Source organism: Sphingosinicella sp. LHD-64 (assembly GCF_031157375.1).
In the GTDB taxonomy this organism is placed as follows: domain Bacteria; phylum Pseudomonadota; class Alphaproteobacteria; order Sphingomonadales; family Sphingomonadaceae; genus Allosphingosinicella.
Genome location: NZ_JAVIFV010000004.1, coordinates 387318 through 406681, shown reverse-complemented (window position 1 = coordinate 406681; position 19364 = coordinate 387318). Strand labels below are relative to the sequence as shown.

The 19364-nt window shown below is 68.5% G+C and carries 16 protein-coding genes; 12 read left to right on the top strand and 4 right to left on the bottom strand.

The genetic code is table 11. The features are described 5' to 3' along the window. The first annotated feature begins 32 nt into the window (after nt 1-32). Genes RCO27_RS15410 through RCO27_RS15400 form a run of 3 tightly spaced genes read left to right on the top strand, consistent with a single transcriptional unit; the run spans nt 33 to nt 4739 of the window. Nucleotides 33-365: a hypothetical protein gene (locus RCO27_RS15410; protein ID WP_309003589.1), complete on the top strand. Its 333-nt coding sequence runs from the start codon at nt 33-35 to the stop codon at nt 363-365. A 54-nt stretch (nt 366-419) separates the two neighbouring features. Next, nucleotides 420-1556 (top strand): efflux RND transporter periplasmic adaptor subunit, encoded by a 1137-nt coding sequence (locus RCO27_RS15405; protein WP_309003588.1) that lies wholly within the window; start codon nt 420-422, stop codon nt 1554-1556. Nucleotides 1557-1559: 3 nt separating this feature from the next. After that, a complete protein-coding gene (locus RCO27_RS15400) occupies nt 1560-4739 on the top strand; it encodes a CusA/CzcA family heavy metal efflux RND transporter (protein WP_309003587.1) in 3180 nt (1059 codons plus the stop codon). A 27-nt stretch (nt 4740-4766) separates the two neighbouring features. Here the strand turns inward: RCO27_RS15400 and RCO27_RS15395 are convergent, their stop codons facing one another. Next, a complete protein-coding gene (locus tag RCO27_RS15395; RefSeq protein ID WP_309003586.1) occupies nt 4767-6149 on the bottom strand; it encodes an MFS transporter in 1383 nt (460 codons plus the stop codon). Nucleotides 6150-6211: 62 nt separating this feature from the next. Then, on the bottom strand, nt 6212-7429 hold the full coding sequence (locus RCO27_RS15390; protein ID WP_309003585.1) for a MaoC family dehydratase N-terminal domain-containing protein: 1218 nt from the start codon (nt 7427-7429) through the stop codon (nt 6212-6214). 114 nt (nt 7430-7543) lie between these two features. On the opposite strand from RCO27_RS15390, the gene RCO27_RS15385 reads away from it, so the two are divergent. Genes RCO27_RS15385 through RCO27_RS15370 form a run of 4 tightly spaced genes read left to right on the top strand, consistent with a single transcriptional unit; the run spans nt 7544 to nt 11932 of the window. Next, nucleotides 7544-8335, top strand: a complete 792-nt coding sequence (locus tag RCO27_RS15385; RefSeq protein WP_309003584.1) for an enoyl-CoA hydratase-related protein — start codon at nt 7544-7546, stop codon at nt 8333-8335. 2 nt (nt 8336-8337) lie between these two features. After that, nucleotides 8338-9798, top strand: coding sequence for a fatty acid--CoA ligase family protein (locus RCO27_RS15380; protein ID WP_309003583.1), 1461 nt, complete (start codon nt 8338-8340; stop codon nt 9796-9798). Then, nucleotides 9795-10973, top strand: coding sequence for an acyl-CoA dehydrogenase family protein (locus tag RCO27_RS15375; RefSeq protein WP_309003582.1), 1179 nt, complete (start codon nt 9795-9797; stop codon nt 10971-10973). The genes RCO27_RS15380 and RCO27_RS15375 overlap by 4 nt, the downstream gene beginning before the upstream one ends. After that, complete coding sequence (locus RCO27_RS15370) at nt 10970-11932, top strand: acyl-CoA dehydrogenase family protein (RefSeq protein ID WP_309003581.1); 963 nt, start codon at nt 10970-10972, stop codon at nt 11930-11932. The genes RCO27_RS15375 and RCO27_RS15370 overlap by 4 nt, the downstream gene beginning before the upstream one ends. Here the strand turns inward: RCO27_RS15370 and RCO27_RS15365 are convergent. Further along, entirely contained in the window at nt 11929-13437 is a 1509-nt protein-coding gene (locus RCO27_RS15365; RefSeq protein ID WP_309003580.1) for a fatty acid--CoA ligase family protein, read from the bottom strand. The two genes, RCO27_RS15370 and RCO27_RS15365, sit on opposite strands and share 4 nt — an antisense overlap. Before the next feature lie 229 nt (nt 13438-13666). Here RCO27_RS15365 and RCO27_RS15360 point away from each other — a divergent pair, with 229 nt between their 5' ends. Genes RCO27_RS15360 through RCO27_RS15350 form a run of 3 tightly spaced genes read left to right on the top strand, consistent with a single transcriptional unit; the run spans nt 13667 to nt 16106 of the window. Then, complete coding sequence (locus RCO27_RS15360; RefSeq protein ID WP_309003579.1) at nt 13667-14452, top strand: FCD domain-containing protein; 786 nt, start codon at nt 13667-13669, stop codon at nt 14450-14452. 35 nt (nt 14453-14487) lie between these two features. Continuing rightward, nucleotides 14488-15303: a phosphatidylglycerol lysyltransferase domain-containing protein gene (locus RCO27_RS15355; protein ID WP_309003578.1), complete on the top strand. Its 816-nt coding sequence runs from the start codon at nt 14488-14490 to the stop codon at nt 15301-15303. Further along, nucleotides 15300-16106, top strand: coding sequence for a TIGR03084 family metal-binding protein (locus tag RCO27_RS15350; protein ID WP_309003577.1), 807 nt, complete (start codon nt 15300-15302; stop codon nt 16104-16106). The genes RCO27_RS15355 and RCO27_RS15350 overlap by 4 nt, the downstream gene beginning before the upstream one ends. On the opposite strand, the gene RCO27_RS15345 is transcribed toward RCO27_RS15350, so the two are convergent. Then, complete coding sequence (locus RCO27_RS15345; protein WP_309003576.1) at nt 16103-17317, bottom strand: CoA transferase; 1215 nt, start codon at nt 17315-17317, stop codon at nt 16103-16105. The genes RCO27_RS15350 and RCO27_RS15345 overlap by 4 nt on opposite strands. 118 nt (nt 17318-17435) lie before the next feature. Between RCO27_RS15345 and RCO27_RS15340 the strand changes: the two genes are divergently transcribed. Further along, complete coding sequence (locus RCO27_RS15340) at nt 17436-18590, top strand: acyl-CoA dehydrogenase family protein (protein WP_309003575.1); 1155 nt, start codon at nt 17436-17438, stop codon at nt 18588-18590. Beyond that, nucleotides 18590-19360 (top strand): enoyl-CoA hydratase-related protein, encoded by a 771-nt coding sequence (locus tag RCO27_RS15335; RefSeq protein WP_309003574.1) that lies wholly within the window; start codon nt 18590-18592, stop codon nt 19358-19360. Before RCO27_RS15340 ends, RCO27_RS15335 begins: the two co-directional genes overlap by 1 nt. Nucleotides 19361-19364: the final 4 nt, after the last annotated feature.

The window sequence follows — 19364 nt, the reverse complement described above, 5'->3', positions numbered from 1 at the left end:
TGCGACTCGCTTTTGCGCTAGGCGTGAAATCGATGCGTCGGCTGTTCGACCTGATCCTGGCCTTTTGCCTCTTTGCCGGCTTGGCGACCGGCGCGGTCGCGCATGCCGCGGAGCTCGCCGGAAACGGTGAGGTGACGGCGGCGACCGAGTGGCTGCACGCCGACGGGGATCATGACGAGGTGCCCGCCGACACCGACAAGGGCTATCCGCATCACCACAATTCCTGCCATGGACACGATCTGGCCGCGCCATTGAAGGCCTCGCGACCGGCCGGCTTCGGCCGGGCCGATGTCCCGCGCCCGGCAACTGACGTTGCGCGCGCATCCGGCCCGCCGGCTTCGCTGCTTCGCCCACCCATCGCCTGACGACGACGCCCGCGCCCCTTCCGCGCGCCTGTCCATCGTCAGGAGTTCCTATCCATGTTCCGTTCGATTGCGGCGCTCTGCGCCGCGCTGCTCGTGGCCGGCTGCGGAGATCCCGCACCGGCACCGGAGAATGAATCCGCCGAAAGCCACGCCGAAGGCGCGATCGCGCTGAACGCGGATCAAATCGCCGCCGCCGGCATCACCCTCACCCAGCCAACCACCGCCGGCGCCGGCGCGGCGATCGAGGCGCCGGCCCTGCTCGAGAGCGATCCCGACGCGACCCGCATCGTCGCCGCCCCGCTCGAGGGGCGGATCGTGGGCCTCACCCGCAACCTCGGCGACCCGGTGCGCCGCGGCGAGACGCTGGCGGTGATCGAGAGTCGGGCCGCTGCCGCGCTCCAGGCAGAGGTCGAGCGCACCCGCACCCGCGCCAACCTCGCGCGGGCGACGCTGGCGCGGGATCAGGCGCTGAGCGATCGCGGCTTCCGCACCCGCCGGGAGCTCGAAATCTCGCAGGCCGCCGCCGAGGAGGCCGAGACGGCGCTGCGCCTCGCCCGCCAGCAGGTCGGCGCGTCCGGCGTGCGCGGCGGCAGCCTCAACCGCATCGTCGTCACATCACCCATCTCCGGGCGGGTGATCGCCCGCAGCGCGGTGCTCGGCCAGGTCTTCGCGGCCGATGCCGTCGAAACCGAGCTGTTCCGGGTCGCCAATCTGGATCGCCTCAGCGTCACCCTGTCGCTGCCCCCGGCCGACGCCGCACGGGTTCGGCCGGGCGCCATGGTCGAAATCGCCGCGCCCGGCCGCCGTCAGGCGGCGCGTGTGCGCTTCGTCTCGCCGGTGCTCGACGGCGAGACGCGGCTCGTCCGGGTGATCGCCGATCTCGACAATCGCGCCGGCCAGTGGCGCGCCGGGGAGCCGGTGCAGGCGCGCGTCCGCATCACCGGGGAGGCTGCGCCGGGGCGGGGACTGATGATCCCCGCCGACGCCGTGCAGACCGTCGAGAACCGCCCGGCCGTCTTCGTGCGCACGCGCGAGGGCTTCCGCGTCGCCCCGGTCAGGCTCGGCCGGCGCGACGGGCCGCTGGTCGCGGTGATGGAAGGCCTTACCGGCACCGAGACGATCGCCGTCCGGGGCAGCTTCACCCTCAAGGCCGAGCTCGGCAAGGGCGAAGCCGATCATGGAGGACATTGAGCCGTGATCGGACGGATCGTCACCTTCTCGGTCGAGCGGCGCTGGCTGGTGCTGCTCCTGACCCTCGCCGCCGCTGCGATCGGTGCCGCCGCTCTGGTGCGCCTGCCGATCGATGCGGTGCCCGACATCACCAACAACCAAGTACAGGTGAACGTCCGTGCCCCTGGCCTCTCCCCCGAGCTGGTCGAGGCGCAGATCGCCTTCCCGATCGAGACCGCGCTCGCCGGCACGCCGGGGCTCGAGAGCACACGCTCGCTGAGCCGCAACGGCTTCGTCCAGGTCACCGCGGTCTTCACCGACGCGACCGACGTCTATTTCGCCCGCGCCCAGGTCTCCGAGCGGCTCCGCACCGTCGAGGACGATCTGCCGGAGGGGGTAGAAGTCGACCTCGGCCCGATCGCGACCGGCCTCGGCGAGGTCTACATGTGGACGGTCCGAATGGAACATCGCCCCGGCGACCGCCACGCGATCGGCCAGCCGGGCCTCCAGCCCGACGGCAGCTACATCACGCCCGAGGGGGAGCATCTCGCCACCGAGGCGGAGCGGGCCACCTATCTGCGCACCGCGCAGGACTGGATCGTCGCGCCCCTGCTGCGCCCGGTGCCCGGCCTGGCGGGCGTGGATTCGATCGGCGGCCATGCCCGGCAATATCTGGTCGTGCCCGATCTCCAGCGGCTCGCCGCAACGGGCCTGACCCTCGACGGTCTCGCCCGCGCGATCGACGCGAACAATCGCGGCATCGGCGCCGGCATGGTCAACCGCAATGGCGAGGGGCTTTCGGTCCGCTCCGACGCCCGCCTGTCCGGCGCGGAGGATCTCGCCCGCGTGCCCGTCGCGACCCGTGCCGGCGTCCCCGTCCTGCTCGGCCAGGTCGCGACCGTCCGCCCTGGCCAGGCACTACGCACGGGCTCGGCCTCGGAGAACGGCACCGAGGTGGTCGTCGGCACCGCGATCATGCGGATCGGCGGGAACAGCCGCGAGGTCGCCTCCGCCGTCGCTGGCCGGCTGGTGGAGATCAACGCCTCGCTCCCCACCGACATCATCGTCGAGCCGGTGCTGGACCGCACCGGCCTCGTCAACGCGACGATCACCACCGTCACCCGCAATCTCGCCGAGGGCGCGCTGCTGGTGATCGTCGTGCTCTTCCTGCTGCTCGGCAATGTCCGCGCCGCCCTGATCGCGGCGCTCGTCATCCCGATCACGATGCTGCTCACCGGCTTCGGCATGCTGCGCGCCGGCGTCTCGGCCAATCTGATGAGCCTCGGTGCGCTCGATTTCGGCCTGATCGTCGACGGCGCCGTCATCATCGTCGAAAATGCGCTACGCCGCATCGCCGAGCGCCAGCACGACGCGGGCCGGGCACTCACCAGAGAGGAGCGGCTGGAGACCGTCGCCGCCGCAGCGCGCGAGATGATCCGGCCCTCGGTCTACGGCCAGGCAATCATCATCCTCGTCTATGTCCCGCTGCTCATGCTGAGCGGGGTGGAGGGCAAGACCTTCACGCCGATGGCGCTCACCGTCATCATCGCGCTCGCCTTCGCCTTCCTGCTCTCGCTCACGTTCGTGCCCGCCGCCGTCGCCGCCTGGCTGTCGCGGCCGGTCGCGGAGAAGGAGGGCCGGATCGTCGGCTGGCTCAAGCGCCGCTACGAGCCGACGCTCGACCGCGCCATGGCGCGCCCGCGCGCGACCATCGGCCTCGCCGCCGGGGCGGTCGTCGCCGGCGCCCTGCTCTTCATGACCCTGGGGCAGGAATTCCTGCCCCGGCTCGACGAAGGCGATCTCACCGTCCAGGTGCTGCGCGTGCCCGGCACCTCGATCGAGCAGAGCCAGGCGATGCAGTCCGACGTCGAACGCCGCCTCGCCGCCTTGCCGGAGGTCCGCATCGTCTTCTCCAAGACCGGCACGGCCGACGTCGCCTCGGATCCGATGCCGCCCAACATCTCCGACACATTCGTCATCATGCGACCGCGCACCGAATGGCCCGATCCGCGCCTTCCGCGTGCGGAGCTGATCGCGCGGGTCGAAGCGGCGCTCGCCGTGCTCCCCGGCCAGGCCTATGAGATCAGCCAGCCGATCCAGATGCGCTTCAACGAGCTCATCGCAGGGGTGCGCGGCGACGTCGCGGTCAAGGTCTTCGGCGACGATCCCGCCCAGATGGCCGAGACCGCCGAGCGCGTCGCGGCGATCCTCCGTGCGACGCGAGGCGCGGTCGACGTGCGTGTCGAGCAGATCGAAGGCCTGCCGATGCTCGACATCCGCCCGAAGCGCGACATGCTCGCGCGGCTCGGTCTCTCTGCCGGCGCAGTGCAGGACGTGGTGGCGGCCGCGGTCGGCGGGCGCGACGTCGGCCTGATCTTCGAAGGCGACCGCCGCTTCCCGGTGACGATCCGTCTCGACGAGGCCGCACGTGCCGACCTCGACGGGCTGGCCCAGGTGCCGGTGCCGCTCCCCGCGGGCGGCTTCGTGCCGCTCGCCAGCGTCGCCGACATCGCGGTGGCCGATGGCCCCAATCAGATCAGCCGCGAGAACGGCAAGCGCCGGATCACCGTCCAGGCCAATGTCCGGGGCCGCGACGTCGCCGGCGTCGTGGCCGATGCGCAGGCGCGGATCGCCCGGGACATACGGCTGCCGGCCGGCGTCTCCCTCGACTATGGCGGCCAGTTCGAGAATCTCGCCTCGGCGCGGGAACGGCTCGCGCTGGTCGTTCCGCTCTGCCTCGCAGCGATCCTGCTCCTGCTCTGCGGCGCGCTCGGCAATGCGCGCGATGCGGGAATCGTCTTTACCGGCGTGCCGCTGGCGCTCGTCGGCGGCGTCGCGGCCCTCTGGCTGAGGGGCATGCCCTTCTCCATCTCGGCGGCCGCAGGATTCATCGCCTTGTCGGGCGTCGCGGTGCTGAACGGGCTGGTCATGCTGAGCGCGATTCAGGCCCTGGTCCGTGCCGGCCAAGATCGAGCCGACGCTGCGCGGCAGGGCGCAGTCGCCCGCCTCAGGCCGGTGGCGATGACGGCGCTGGTCGCCTCGCTGGGCTTCGTGCCGATGGCGCTGGGCCAGGGCGCCGGCGCCGAGGTTCAAAAGCCGCTTGCCACCGTGGTGATCGGCGGCCTGATCTCGGCGACCCTGTTGACGCTCGTCCTGTTGCCGACGCTGTACGCGCGGTTCGGCCGGGGACCGTGCGATGGCTGACGGCGAAGCAAGCGCGCGACCTGCGCTTCAGTCGCCTCCCTGCCGTGCCATCGCGGCATGAACCGCGTTCAGGGCGATCCTGAGGCAGATCCAGGCGAGCGGGATCGAGATCACCGACATGACGAGCAGCGACATGCCGATCTTGGCATCGTCGCGGAACACATAGTCGGTGATCATCGCGGTGAAGAGGGGGCCGAGGCCGTTGCCGATCAGGCTGAAGATCGAGATGAAGACCGCAACCGTTTGGGCGCGCAGGTCCGACGGCGTGACCAAATAGACGGTTGCGGCGACATAGACGACGAACTGGATGACGAGGACCTGGAGCACGCCATAGAGGAGCAGGAACCACAAGGCGTCAGGCACGAGGAAGGTCGCCACCGCGGTCGGCAGCGAGGCGACGACGAGCCAGGAGTAGAAGCGCAGATGCGCGTCCTTCATGCCGCGCGCATAGAGCCAGTCGACGATCCAGCCCTTCAGCACCATGGTGCTGCCGGTCGCGATGCTAATCACGCCGAGGATCGGGCCGTAATGTTCGGGCGGCAGGTGGAACGCGCGGGCGATATAGGCCGGCACCCAGGCGACGAGGCTGTTGCCGACGATGACCATCAGCGAGAAGCCGATCGCCATGGGCAGCAGCAGCTGGCGCTCCGCCCAGGCGAACTGGAGGAAGTTGCGCCGGGCCGCAGGATCGGCGTCGGGCTTCGCCTGCCGTCGCGGCGGCTCGCTGAAGGTGAACACCAGCAGCGCGAGCAGGATCGAGGGCGCCCCGGTCACGATCAGGGTGATCTGCCAGGGATGGAGCTGGCCGACGAGCGGGAATGAGATGTGGGCGATGTGGGCCGCGGCGCCGATCGCGAGGCCGCCGATCGCGAAGGCCGAGGCGGAGCCGACCATAGAGCCGGTCTGGTAGAGCGACATGGCGGTGGTCAGCCGGCGCTTGGGGAACTTGTCGCCCATCAGCGCATAGGCCGACGGGGTCAGCGAGGCCTCGCCGACACCGACGCCGATCCGGCACAGAAGCAGCGCGGTGAAGGAGCGCGCGAAGCCGGAGCCGGCAGCGGCGATCGACCAGAAGGTAACGCCGAGATAGATCACCCAGCGCCGCGGATAGCGATCGGCAGCCCAGCCCAGCGGCCAGCCGAACAGGCCGTAGAAGATCGCGAAGGCCGGCCCCAGGATGATGCTCATCTCGACGTCGGTGAGCTGGAGATCGGCCTTGATCGGCTCGACCAGCATGGTGAGCACCAGCCGGTCGAACAATGAAACGACGTAGAGCAGAAAGAGCACGAACAGCATCCACCAGGCGTCGAACGGCACGCGTTCCGGCTTGCCGGCGGCCGCCGAATCCTGGTCGTCGACCGCCGCCGCCATCGCGCCATCGGGATGGGGGATCGTGCCGCTGCCTTGCATCTTTCTCTCCTCGCGCGGCCGCTCCGTGGCGGCCGCTTTTTTTCATGCGGACGCCCGGAAAGCTATCTCCTCTGCTCGGGCCCGGGTGCGCGATGCTTTGTCGGCGCGGGGCGCTGGGGCAGCTTGACCGGACCATGCTTGCGCGAGGGCAGAAGCACCGTGCCCTCGCCCAGCACATTCTCCTGACCGCGCTGGTTGGTGCCGCGCAGGCGAATCTCGATGAGGGGGCCCAGCACCTCGTCGACGCGTGCCTCGGTGATCTCGCCGGTCAGCCAGCTGACGTCGCCCATATAGTTGAAGCGGCGGAACTCGAAGCGGACGCGGTGGATCCAGGCGTCGTCGCCCACATAATTGGTGAGATAGTGATTGACGTAGAGCTGCCGGACCGGGCCGATGTCGTACATCATCCGCACGCCGACCTTCTGCGCCATCTCCTTGTCCCAATGAACGCGCTGCAGCGTGTCCCAGCCGTTGAATTCGTCACGCGTGTAGAAGCCGCGCAAGCGTTTGCGGTTCTCGTAGGCGAGCCGGTTCGGCCAGTTGCCGTAGATCAGCCAGCCGGCACCCATATGCAGGTTGATGAGATCGGTGACGGTGAGCGGCCCCTTGACCATGCGCGGCAGCGCGGTGCCGACGACGACATCCTCGAACCACAAGGTGTCGGCACCGCGGCGATATTCGCTGTCGTAAGCTTTCTCGATCTCCGCGAGATCCTCGTCGCTGTACCAGGCGGGCTCGTCCTGGACATATTTGTCCTTCTTGCCGCGATTCTGGCGTTCCGCATGGATGAACCAGTCGACTCCGTCGACCGCGACCTCGTCATTCTGGTCCCACAGGCACAAGCCGTTGGTGACGATCACCGAGCGACCCGAGAATTCCGACTTCTTGTCCTCGACCGTTTGCACGAAGCGCGAGCGGTGCAGCGTGTCGCCCTCGACGATCGGCGCATAGTAGAAATTCTCGCCACCGGAATGATAGAGCTGGACTCCGCGAAGTGCTTTTGAGGTAACTCTGTCTTCCTCCGGGTCGGGAATCGCATTGCGCATCAATCCCATGGATTTTTCGAATCCGGGCGGCGCGATGACCCGGCCCCAGCGCGATTTCGCGGCATATTCCGGGTCGCAGTAAAGTGGGTTATCGTCGCCGATGCACAGCGAATAACGCCGCACCGCGTCATCCGTCGCCTTGATATTCCAGGGATCGTCGATGGCGCCGGTGCGCAATGTGGGATTGGAGAAGCCAATGCGGCGCCGCATCAGATCGACCGATTCATCGGTCAATTGGCTCCTCACCAGCCCGTCATTATCTGCCATCGGCTCTTCCCCTGAATCGTGAATTGAGTAATATCTATTCCAATGACGCCCATTTTGCGACGGGGCAAGAGGAGATTGTGGATGTATGAAGGCTACGAGACGCTGAAGGTGGTCCGCCACGGCGGCGTCGTGACCGTGAGCTTCAACCGCCCCGAGGTCAAAAACGCGACCAATGCGCGCATGCATCAGGAGCTGATGCGCATTTTTCCCGAGATCGGGCGCGATCCAGAGGCTCGAGTCGCGATCCTGACCGGCGAAGGCGACTGCTTCTCGGCCGGCGGCGACATCAAGGGCATGCAGAAGATGCTCGACGATCAGGCGCGCTGGATCGAGAGCATGACGGAGGCGCGCGACATCGTCCTGGGCGTCGTCGATCTCGACATTCCCGTCATCGCCAAGGTGAACGGCCATGCGATCGGCCTCGGCGCCACGCTCGCCTTGTTCTGCGACATCGTCATCGCCAAGGACACGGCGAAGATCGCCGATCCACACGTCAAGGTCGGCCTCGTCGCCGGGGACGGCGGCTCGGTGATCTGGCCGGCGCTGATCGGCTACGCCAAGGCCAAGCGCTATCTCCTCACCGGCGACCCGATTACCGGCGCCGAGGCGGCCGAGATCGGGCTGGTCACGGAGGCCTGTCCCGCCGGGGAGCTCGACGCGCGCGTGGACACGATCGCCCAGCAACTCGCCGCCGGCGCCGCCGTGGCGATTCGCCTGACCAAGCGCGCAGTGAACATGGCACTGCGCCAGCAGATCGATGCGCTGATCGAAGCGCATCTCGGCTTCGAGACGCTCTCGCATCTGTCCGCCGACCATCGCGAGGCGGTGAATGCCTTCGCCGAGGGCCGCACCCCGGCGTTCACGGGGCGCTAGGCATGGCCTTCGACGTTTCGGAGGCCGTCCGGCAGCGGATTGCACAAGGCGGTGACAAGGATGCGGTCGCGTTCGACGGGCGCTGGCGCAGCTGGCGCTGGCTGGAGGCGGCGGCGACGGCGGTCGACCACGCGGTAGGCGATGCGGCGGCGGTCGGCCTGATCGCCCGCACCCGGCCGCAGCATGTCGCCGCCTTCGCGGCCGGCATCGCCGCGCACCGCACGACCGTGATGATCTATGCCGCCCAATCGCCCCCGAAAATGGCCGAGGACATCCGCCGGCTCCGGCTGGAGGCGGTGATTGCCGATGCCGAGGACTGGACGCCCGACACGCGCGCCGCGGCAAATGAGGTCGGCAGCGCCGCGATCGCGCTCGAAGACAGCGCGGATGGCAGCGCAGTGGCCCGCCTGCTCGCGCCGCGCGGCGACGGGCCGCTTCGCGCCGCCACTCCCGACATTGCGTTCGAGCTGCTGTCCTCCGGCACGACCGGGCCGCCCAAGCGCGTGCCCTTGAGGTGGGCGACCTTCGCCTCGGCGGTCGACGATGCGAAGGGCGTCTATGCCGGCAGCACCGCGATCGAATCGCCGCAGCTGATGACCAACCCGCTCGGCAATGTCAGCGGCATCTCCTATCTCGCGCCGCCGCTCGCCTACGGCCAACGGATCGTGCTGCTCGAAAAGTTCGATCCCCTAAAATGGGGCGAGTTGGTGCGCATCCACCGGCCCTACCGCGCCGGCCTCCCACCGGCCGCGATCCGGATGGTGCTCGACGCCGGCGTGCCAAAGGAGGATCTCGCCTGCCTCGCCCTGATCGGTGTCGGCGGAGGCAAGGTCGATGCCGAGGTCCATGAGCGCTTCGAGGACCATTACGGCATCCCGGTCCTGCACGCTTTCGGCGCGACCGAATTCGCCGGGGTGGTTGCGAATTGGACGCCCGACGCCTACCGGCAATGGGGCAAGGCGAAGCGCGGCAGCGCCGGCCGGGCCAGTGCCAATGTCGCGCTGCGCGTCGTCGATCCCGAGACGTTCGTACCGCTGCCGCCGGGCGAGATCGGCCTGCTCGAAGCCCAGGCGGCGCGGATCGGTCCGGACTGGGTGCGCACCACCGACCTTGCCTCGATCGACGCCGATGGATTCCTGTTCCTCCATGGGCGCACCGACGGCGCGATCAACCGGGGCGGGTTCAAGATCGTGCCCGAGACCGTGGCCGAGGCGCTGCGCGCCCATCCGGCCGTGGCCGATGCCGCGGTGGTCGGAATAACCGATACCCGGCTTGGCGAGGTGCCCGTCGCGGCCGTCGAGCTGGCCCCAGGCCAGATTGTCACGCCCGACGCGCTCAGGGATTGGGTGCGCGAGCGGCTCGTCGCCTATCAGGTGCCGACCCAAATCCGCATCGTTCCCGCTCTGCCGCGCAACGCCTCGCTCAAGGTGTCGGCGCCCGACGTGAAGGCCCTGTTCGCATGAGGATCATCGGTACACCGGAGCTCACTGCGTTTCGCGACCAATGCCGCACCTGGCTCGGCGAGAACGCGCCGGCCAAGCCCTGGCCGATGGACGGCGAAGCGCTGCGCGACTTCGATCTCGCCTGGCAGCGGCGGCAATATGAGGGCGGCTGGGCCGGCGTCTCCTGGCCGAAGGACTATGGCGGCCTCGGCCTCTCATTGCTGGAGCAGCTCGTCTGGCACGAGGAATATGCCCGCGCCGGCGCACCGCAGTCGCGCTCGATGTTCGTCGCGCTGAGCCATGCCGGGCCGACCCTGATCGTCCAGGGCAGCGAGGCGCAGAAGCAGCGCCACCTGCTCCCGATCCTCAAGGGCGAGGAGAATTGGTGCCAGGGCTTCTCCGAGCCCGGCGCCGGCTCCGACCTCTCCAACCTCAAAACCCGCGCCGAGATCGACGGCGAGAGCCTGATCGTCAACGGCACCAAGATCTGGACGACCTACGGTCATCTCGCCCGCTGGCAGGAGCTGCTGGTGCGCACCGATCCGGAGGCGCCGCGCCACAAGGGGATCAGCTGGGTGATCTGCGACATGCGCTCGCCGGGCATCGAAGTGCGGCCGATCGTGACCATGTCAGGCATCGCCCATTTCGCGCAGGTCTTCTACGACAATGTCCGCATCCCGCTGTCGAACGTCGTCGGCGGGCTCCACAATGGCTGGAAGGTGGCGATGACCACGCTCGGCTTCGAGCGCGGCACCGGCACCATCGCCCATCAGTACGAGCTCGCCCGCACGGTCGACGAGTTGATCACAATGGCCCGCGACCTGCCCAGTTCCGATGGCCGGGGACGGGCGATCGACGACGGCACGACCGCGACCGATCTCGCGACCTTGCGCGCCGAAGTGATGGCGCTGCGCTCGCTCGCCGCGATGACCATCTCGCGCGGGCTGCGCCAGGCTGTGCCGGGCGCGGAAGGCAATATCGCCGCGCTTTATTATGCCGAGCTGACCCGACGCGTGCATGCCGCGGCGCTCGACCTGCTCGGCCCGCGCGGCCTCGAACGGACCGGCGGGCATGACTGGCCGCTGGCCTTCCTCGAATCGTTCAAATGGGGGATCGGCGGCGGCACGTCGGAAATCCGCCGCAACACCATTGGCGAGCGCGTGCTCGGCCTGCCGAAAGGACCCAGCGCGAGATGATCGTCGACCTTCTCCCGAGCGAAGAGCAGCAGCTCATCGACGACAGCGTGCGAGCATTGCTCGCCGAACGGCTTCCGGTCGAGCGGCTGCGCGAAACGGCCAGTCATGGCGGCGCGGCAGAGCGGGCGGCCTGGGGCGATTTTGTCGCGCTCGGCCTGTTCGGCATCGGCATTGCCGAGGCCGACGGCGGGCATGGGCTGGGGGCGGCGGAAGAGGCGTTGGTCGCTCGCGCGCTCGGCCGCCACCTCGTCTCGCTCTCGGTACTCGCTCAGATGGCGGCGCCGCATCTGGCAACGGACGACGCCCTGCGAACCCGACTGATCTCCGGCGAGACGCGCGCCACCTTCGCCACTGTCGTCGATCAAGGCACCGCCCAGCGTATCGACGGGGACAATGCCGATTGGCTGATCCTGCTCGGCGAAGGCGTCGCCCTGGTCGACGTGCCTGCCGAGGCCGCGCCGATCGCATGCCTCGACGAAACCGTTTCGCTTGCCAGGCTCGATGGCAGCTTCCCGGCGTTCGAACGGGCCGACAGCGCCGATCGAATCTCGCTGCTGCTCGCTGCCTATCTGAGCGGGATCGCGCAAGCGACGCTCGACATGGCAGTTGCCTATGCGGCGACGCGCGAACAGTTCGGCCAGCCGATCGGCGCCTTCCAGGCGATCAAGCATATGTGCGCCGATATGGCGGTGCGCGGCGCCGCGGCCGAGGCGCAAGTGCTGCACGCCGCCGTCGCGTTCGGCGCGGGCCTCGACGACCGCGCCGAGGTCGCCTGCGCGCGCTTGCTCGCGACCGATGCGGCGCTCCGCAACGCCAATGCCAACATCCAGATCCACGGCGCGATGGGCTTCACCGCCGAATGCGACGCGCATCTCTACCTCAAGCGCGCGCGCCTCGTCTCGGTGCTGGGCAGCAGCCGGCAGGCGGAGCAGGAAAGACTACTCGCAGGCGTCGCCTAGGCTTCGGCTTCGAACAAGGCTTTCAGGTCCGGCTGGCTCACCTTGAGCGACGGCGTCCGCGGTAGCTCGTCGACGCGCAGCAAGCGCACCGGCACCTGATAGGGCAGCAGCTTCTCCTTGAGCCAGGCCCGCAATTCGCCTTCGCTGGGTGGCTCGACATGCGCGCGAGCGATCCAGGCGGCGACCGGGACCGTGCCGAGCCGCGCGTCCTCGATTCCCGTCACCGCCGCCTCACGGACTGCGGGGTGGGACTGGAGCGCGCCGACGACGTCGTCGGGCAGGATCTTGAAGCCGCCGCGGATGATCGCGCCGTCGTGCCGGCCGCGAATCCAGAGGAAGCGGTCGGCGTCGATCATGGCGAGATCGGTGGTCCGAACCCAGGTCCGGCCGTCGCCGATATTGGGCGCGCGCAATTCGAGCAGCCCCTCCTCGTTCGCCGGCAGCGGATCGCCGCCCTCGGGATCGACGACGCGCGCCTCGGCGCCATTGTTCAGCCGTCCCACCGAGCCGCGTTTCTCGGTCCAATGCGCCTTGAAATCGTCCAGCGTCCAGCCCGCGACACCGCCGGCAAACTCCGTCGCGCCATAATTCTGGAGCACCGGAATGCCGTAGCGCGCGTAGAAGGCATCGGCGAGGTCGGGATCGAGCGGCGCCGTGCCCGTCCGATAGGCGACCAGGCTCGCGAAATCCTCCTTGGGAATGTCGGCGTCGAGCAGCATGCGCAGCGCCGACGGCGGCGCGCCGGCGACCTTCGGGCGGTGGCGCACGACGGCGTCGCGGAAGTCCTCGACCGTGAACCGCTCGATCAGGCACACCTTTCGCCCCGCAAGCAGGTTGTTCATGAGTCCGGTGATCCCGGCGATATGTGCGAGCGGCGCGGTGACGATCTGCACGCCCGAGCGCAGCCGCGGCGGCGCATCGACCTCGCGGCCCTTCTCGTAGGACGCCGCGCCAGCAAGCGCCTTTTCAAGATTGCGGCGTTTCAGCGGAATGCGCTTCGGCTTGCCGGTCGTGCCGCTGGAGAGCATCTCGATCGCGATCCCCGGCGCGGTCGGCGCCCGCCATTTGTCCGGCTCCGGCGCCTTGCCCAGGCGGACCTTCGGCCCGTCGACCGCGATAATCGCTGCTCCCGTCAAATCAGTGGACTCGCGAAGACCCGGCCGCTCCCAGTCCGATCCGATCGCGATGACCGCCGGCGTCGCGGCATCGGCGACGTCGGCGGCCAGCTTCGCATCGGGCGACACCGCATTGAGACTGGCGAGGCAGCGGTTCGTCAGGAAGAGGCCAAGGATGACCGGCACGAGATCGGCATGGTTGCGCAGCAGCACGCCGACTCGCGCCTCCGGGCCGATGCCCGCTTCATCGAGCACCGCTCCGAGCCGGTCCGCCGAGGCCTCGATCTCGCCCCAACTCCGCCAGACGCGCCCGAACTCCAGTGCGTTCGCCGTCGGATCGAGGCGAAGGACCGCCCGAATCTGCTCGGCCAGCCTCACCTCACGCCCCACCGGCTCGGGCGAGTCCTGACAGCCCCAGCGTCTCTCAATTCACATCCTCCGTCGGAAAGGCTTTCCTTCGAACCCGAATTGAGATACCTCAAATCACAGCTCACGCAAGGTCTGATGGCGAGCGCCAGTCGATACAAGCATTCGTGTAAATAAAACAAAGTTACGAAAGAAGCGCCAAAACACCCAGAGAGATATTGAGCGCGCTCTTTGAATTGACTAGGCTGGAACAATGACGAGCACAAAATCACCCGCCGCCCGGCGAGCCAAGAAGAAGCCCAGCGCACCGAGCTCCGCCGTCGAACAGGCCTCGTCGCGTCTTCGCGCCATGGCGATGAACAAGGACGAAGGCGCACTGCTCGGGTCCGAAGAAGAGCTGATGAATGCGTTGGGCGTCAGCCGCCCCACCCTGCGCCAGGCCGCCGCCCTGGTCGCGCAGGACCGCTTCATCCTGATTCGCCGCGGCGTCAACGGCGGCTATTTCGCCGCCCGGCCGGACAGCACGACGGTATCGCGCATGGCTGCGCTCTACCTGCAATCGCGTGACGCGCATCTGAGCGAGGTGATCGCCGTCGCCGAGCCGATCCGCACCGAGCTCGCCCGCCTTGCCAGCCGCAGCACCGACACAGCGACCAAGGCCCAGCTTGCCGAATTCGTCTCGCAGGAGCGCGCCATGCAGGAGAGCGACTATCGCACCTTCCTGCGCGCCGAGCGGGCCTTCGGGCGCATGCTGAGCACGGTCGCCGGCAACAAGGTGCTCGGTCTCTTCCTCAACATCGTCTACGACCTCACCGCCTATGTCGGCCAGGCCGAGGACGTCTATGTGAACCGGCCCGAGCGGGTCGAGCTCTACCGCCAGCATCGCCTGCGCATGGCGACCGCCATCCTGGAGGGCGACGAGGAGCTGGCGGTGCTCGCCACCCGGCGCTGCTCGGCGATCGTCGCGGAATGGATCCACGAGGATCTGGAAGAAGGCCCCAGCGGGACGATCGGGGTCCGCGCCCGCGCCGTGATGTGACCGCCACTGCGATCGTCCGTGATGGCGGCCTCCCGATGTCGCCGGATCTGCTGCCGGCGCTGCGACCGCTGATCGCGGCCACCCGTTCGCCGCTGTCCGAATACAGTCTCGCCAACCTGCTGCTGTTCCGCGAGCGGCATGCCTATCGCTTCCACGAGACGCCGATCCCGCATGTGCGCGGGATCACCTACGACGGCGAACATCATGCCCTGCCTCTCGCGCCGCTCGATGCCGCGGCCTGCGCTCTCCTGCTGGGCGAAGCCGACTGCATCGGCCCGTTGGGTGACGAGGCACCAGGGCTTGCCGACGCCTTCGGCCTGCGCTGCGATTGGCGCGACGCCGACAGCGACTATGTCTACGACACGGACCGGATGGCCGTGCTCGCCGGCGCCAAGGCGAAGCGCGCACAGGCGCGCGCCTTCGAACGGGAACAGCGCCCGCAAGCGCGTCGGCTGGACGCAAGCACCGTCACACTCGCAGAGGCCGTGCTCGAAGGCTGGCGTGGCGACGTCGGCCGGAGCGACGACGACACCGATTGTCATGAATGTCGCGAGGCCCTGCGTCTCCGCGACGTCCTCGGTCTCGAAGGGCTGGTCGTCACCATCAGCGGCGATCCGGTCGCCTTCCTGCTGAGCGGCCCGGCGGCGGACGGCAGCCGAATCGTCCACTTCGCCAAGGGCCGGCGGGCCTTTTCCGCCGCCTATCCGTGGATGTTCGCGCGCCATGCGGCGGCGATCGGCCGGGGACGGATCAATTTCGAGCAGGATCTGGGCAGGCCCGGCTTCGCCCAGGCGAAGCGCGCCTTCGCGCCGGTCGCGCGCCTGCGCAAATACAGATTGAGGGCAAAATGATATTGTCGCCTGTCATCCAGGACCTCGTGGACGAATGCGAAGCGCTGCGGGAATTCCTTGCAGGCCTCGCGCCCGACGACTGGCATCGACAAACGCTGTTCTTCGACTGGACCGTCGCCGACGAGGTGATGCACCTGCACCTGATCGACTGGTTCGGCATGGCTTCGCTCGAAACGCCCGAGCACTTTCCCGAACTGGTCGCCGAGGTGCGGGCCGGTCAGGCGCGTGGCTATGAGCTCAGCAACCGGATGCGCGACCAATATGGTCACCTGCCGTCGCCCGAACTGCTCGCGATTTGGACCGACACCTGGCGCGCGATGATCGGCATCTTCGCCGCATCGGACCTCGAGCGCCGCATTCCGTGGTTCGGGCCCGAGATGAGCGTCGCCTCCTTCGCGGCGGCGCGCCAGATGGAGGTGTGGGCGCATGGCCAGGACATTTACGACGTGATGCGGGTCCGCCGGACCAATCATGACCGGATCCGCAATATCTGCGATCTCGGCGTGCGCACGCAGGGCTGGTCGTTCCGCAACCGCGGTCTCGACAAGCCGTCGCCTCCGGAAGTGCGGCTGACCGCACCGTCCGGCCGGGAATGGGTATGGAGCGAAGGTGCCGCGGAATCGATCGTCGGGCCGGCGGAGGACTTCGCGCTGGTCGTGACCCAGCGGCGCCATGTCGACGACACCGGGCTGCGGGTCATGGGGGCCGATGCCCGGCGGTGGATGGAGATCGCCCAGTGCTTCGCCGGCGCCGCCGAGACCGGGCCGGCGCCGGGGGTGCGGGCGATCGACTATACGGGCTAGATCGCCCCGCTTTCCGCCAGGCGGATGATGTCGGCGGCTGAATAGCCGAGTTCGCCGAGTATCTCCTCATTGTGCTGGCCGGGAGTCGGCGGAGCACGCCGGATGTTGTCCGGATTGGCGTGCATCGCGACAGGAAAGCGCATCAGCGGCGCGCCGGCTTCGAGGCCGGGACAAGGAACGTTCTCGGTCAGGCCCAGCGCGTGGACCTGCGGATGGGCATTGGCCTCGGCGGGCGAAAGGATGGGGCCGGCGGGAATCCCCGCCTGCCCGAGCGCGTCCAGCACCGCCCGGCTGGTGCGGGTGCGACACCAGCGCGCCATCCGTGCGGACAGGAGGGCGCCGTTGATGCCGCGCAGCTCGTCAGTGGCAAACCGAGAGTCACCCAACCATTGAGGTTCCTCAATAACGCTCACCCAGCGTCCGAACAGGGCGTCCCCGACGACCTGCGTCACGATCCAGCCGTCCATCGTCTCGAACATGTCGGTCGGCCCGTTGACGAAGCTGCGATTGCCCGTCGCCTGCCGGCCGATCCCGGTTATCGCCTCCTCGATCAGCCAGGTCGCGCCGAACGCCAGCGCCGAGCCGAGCAGGCTCGCCTGCACCTCCTGCCCTTCCCCCGCTTGCTGACGGGCGAACAGCGCGATCATCACTCCGATCGCGGCATGAAGACCGGCGGCATGATCGACCCAGGTGATCGGGGTGCGCATCGGCCGGCCGGGCTGGCCGCTGAGAAAGGCCGCGCCGCACATCGCCTGGCCGATGCTGTCGAACCCGCCCCGCCCGGCCCAGGGGCCGTCCGGCCCGAAAGAGGAGACATTGGCGAGTATGATGTCCGCGCGCAGCGCCTTGAGCGACGGATAGTCGAGGCCCATGGCAGCCAGCGACGGCACCGGCAGGTTGGCGACGACCACGTCGGCACCTGCGACCAGCCGGCGGAGCAGCACGCTACCGTCCGGATGGCGCGGATCGAGCGTCACCGAGCGCTTGTTCCGGTTGATCTGGAGGAAGATCGCCCCCTCCCCCTCCGGCGTCACTGGCACGATCGCGCGGTCCTCGCCGCCGCCGCGCCGCTCAATCCGGATCACGTCGGCGCCGAAATCGGCCAGCACGGTCGCGCAATAGGGCCCGGCCACATAGCGGCCGAAATCGAGCACGCGGATGCCGTGAAGCACGCCGGCCTCCGGTTGCTGGCCTGCCTCGAAGTGCCTCATCCGGTCTCTCCCGCCGACTGACGACCCTGACTAGCCTCGAAGGCAAAATTGTTCAATGAGGTAGTTCTATTTCATCTTGAACTGTGCGACAAACGAGAGGGGTTGGAGCAGGAACGGGATGGATTCGGACACGTTCGAGCTGCTGAAGACGACCGTGCGACGTTTCGTCGACGAGCGGCTCGTACCCAACGAGGACCGGCTTGAGGCCGAGGACGAGGTTCCGGCCGAGATCGTCCAGGAGATGCGCGAGCTCGGCCTGTTCGGCCTCTCGATTCCGGAAGACTATGGCGGCCTCGGCCTTTCCATGTCCGAGGAGGCCGAGATCGTCTTTGAGCTGGGCCGCACCGCCTTTGCCTTCCGATCGGTGATCGGCACCACCGTCGGCATCGGCAGCCAGGGCATCGTCATCGACGGCACCGACGAACAGAAGCGCGAATGGCTGCCGAAGCTCGCCTCCGGCGAAGCGATCGCCTCCTTCGCGCTGACCGAGCCCAATGCCGGCTCCGACGCCGCGTCGATCCAGACCAGCGCGACCCGGGACGGCGACGTCTACCGCCTCAACGGCACCAAGCGCTTCATCACCAATGCGCCGCGTGCCGGCATGTTTACCGTGATGGCGCGCAGCGAGCCTGGTGTCGCCGGCGCCGCCGGAATCAGTGCCTTCATCCTCCCCGCCGACACCTCGGGCATCACCTTCGGCAAGCCAGATAGGAAGATGGGCCAGAGGGGCACCATCACCTGCGACGTCATCTTCGACGATGTCGCGGTGCCGGCGGCGAACATCATCGGCGGCGTTCCCGGGCGCGGCTTCAAGACCGCGATGAAGGTGCTCGACCGCGGCCGCATCCACATGTCGGCGCTCGCCGCCGGGATGAGCGACCGGCTGGTCGAGGAGTCCGTGCGCTATGCCGTCGAGCGCAAGCAGTTCGGCCAGGCGATCGGCGGCTTCCAGCTCGTCCAGGGCATGCTCGCCGACAGCCGCACCGACGCCTTCGCCTCGCGGGTGATGGTGGCCGACGTCGCCCGCCGCTTCGATGCCGGCGAGAAGGTCTCCGCCGATGTCGCCGCCACCAAATACTTCACCACCGAGGCGGTCGGCCGGGTCGCCGATCGCGCCGTCCAGATCCATGGCGGCGCCGGTTACATGGCCGATTACAAGGTCGAGCGCTTCTATCGCGACGTGCGGCTGCTGCGCATCTACGAGGGCACGTCGCAGATTCAGCAGGTTATCATCGCGCGGTCGCTCCTGCGCGACGCGGGGCTGGCGGTCTGATGGCCGAGATCCTCGAAGAACGCCCCTCGGACGGCGTCGCGCTGCTGCGCATCAACCGGCCCGACGTGCTCAACGCGCTCAGCACGAGCGTGCGCGCCACGCTCGCCGAGATCGTCAACCGGCTCGACGCCGATCCCGGGGTGCGGGCGATCGTCATCACCGGCGACGAGAAAGCGTTCGCGGCCGGCGCCGATCTGGGCGAGCTCAAGACGCGCACCGTGCACGACACGAACTTCCGCAGCTCGCGGGTCGCCTGGGAGGCGATGGAGTCGTGCCGGGCGCCGGTGATCGCGGCCGTGAACGGCTTCGCGCTCGGCGGCGGCTGCGAGCTGGCGCTCCACTGCGACATCATCATCGCCGGCGAGGGTTCGAAGTTCGGCCTGCCCGAGGTCAAGGTCGGCATCATGCCCGGCGCCGGCGGCACGCAGCGCTTCCTGCGCGCGGCGGGCAAGTTCAAGGCGATGCGCTACCTGTTGACCGGCGACTTCATCCCCGGACCGGAAGCGGCGGCGATGGGCCTGGCGTCCGAATGCGTGGCCGATGCGGAGGTGCTGCCCCACGCGCTCAAGCTTGCCGCGAAGATCGCGGCGCTGCCGCCGCTCTCGGTCGATGCCATCAAGGAGGTGGTGAGCCTCGGCGCCGACGCCTCGCTCGAGACGGCTCTGGTGCTGGAGCGCAAGGCGTTTCAGCTGCTCTTCGCGACCGAGGACCGCGACGAGGGCATGGCCGCCTTCCTCGAGAAGCGCAAGCCGGCGTTCAACGGGCGATAGCCGA

Coding starts and splice junctions, on each gene's coding strand:
- RCO27_RS15370 (WP_309003581.1), top strand. CDS start 10,970: ATGATCGTCGACCTTCTCCCGAGCGAAGAGCAGCAGCTCATCGACGAC.
- RCO27_RS15345 (WP_309003576.1), bottom strand. CDS start 17,317: ATGAGGCACTTCGAGGCAGGCCAGCAACCGGAGGCCGGCGTGCTTCAC.
- RCO27_RS15340 (WP_309003575.1), top strand. CDS start 17,436: ATGGATTCGGACACGTTCGAGCTGCTGAAGACGACCGTGCGACGTTTC.
- RCO27_RS15360 (WP_309003579.1), top strand. CDS start 13,667: ATGACGAGCACAAAATCACCCGCCGCCCGGCGAGCCAAGAAGAAGCCC.
- RCO27_RS15375 (WP_309003582.1), top strand. CDS start 9,795: ATGAGGATCATCGGTACACCGGAGCTCACTGCGTTTCGCGACCAATGC.
- RCO27_RS15385 (WP_309003584.1), top strand. CDS start 7,544: ATGTATGAAGGCTACGAGACGCTGAAGGTGGTCCGCCACGGCGGCGTC.
- RCO27_RS15335 (WP_309003574.1), top strand. CDS start 18,590: ATGGCCGAGATCCTCGAAGAACGCCCCTCGGACGGCGTCGCGCTGCTG.
- RCO27_RS15410 (WP_309003589.1), top strand. CDS start 33: ATGCGTCGGCTGTTCGACCTGATCCTGGCCTTTTGCCTCTTTGCCGGC.
- RCO27_RS15350 (WP_309003577.1), top strand. CDS start 15,300: ATGATATTGTCGCCTGTCATCCAGGACCTCGTGGACGAATGCGAAGCG.
- RCO27_RS15405 (WP_309003588.1), top strand. CDS start 420: ATGTTCCGTTCGATTGCGGCGCTCTGCGCCGCGCTGCTCGTGGCCGGC.
- RCO27_RS15355 (WP_309003578.1), top strand. CDS start 14,488: ATGTCGCCGGATCTGCTGCCGGCGCTGCGACCGCTGATCGCGGCCACC.
- RCO27_RS15380 (WP_309003583.1), top strand. CDS start 8,338: ATGGCCTTCGACGTTTCGGAGGCCGTCCGGCAGCGGATTGCACAAGGC.
- RCO27_RS15395 (WP_309003586.1), bottom strand. CDS start 6,149: ATGCAAGGCAGCGGCACGATCCCCCATCCCGATGGCGCGATGGCGGCG.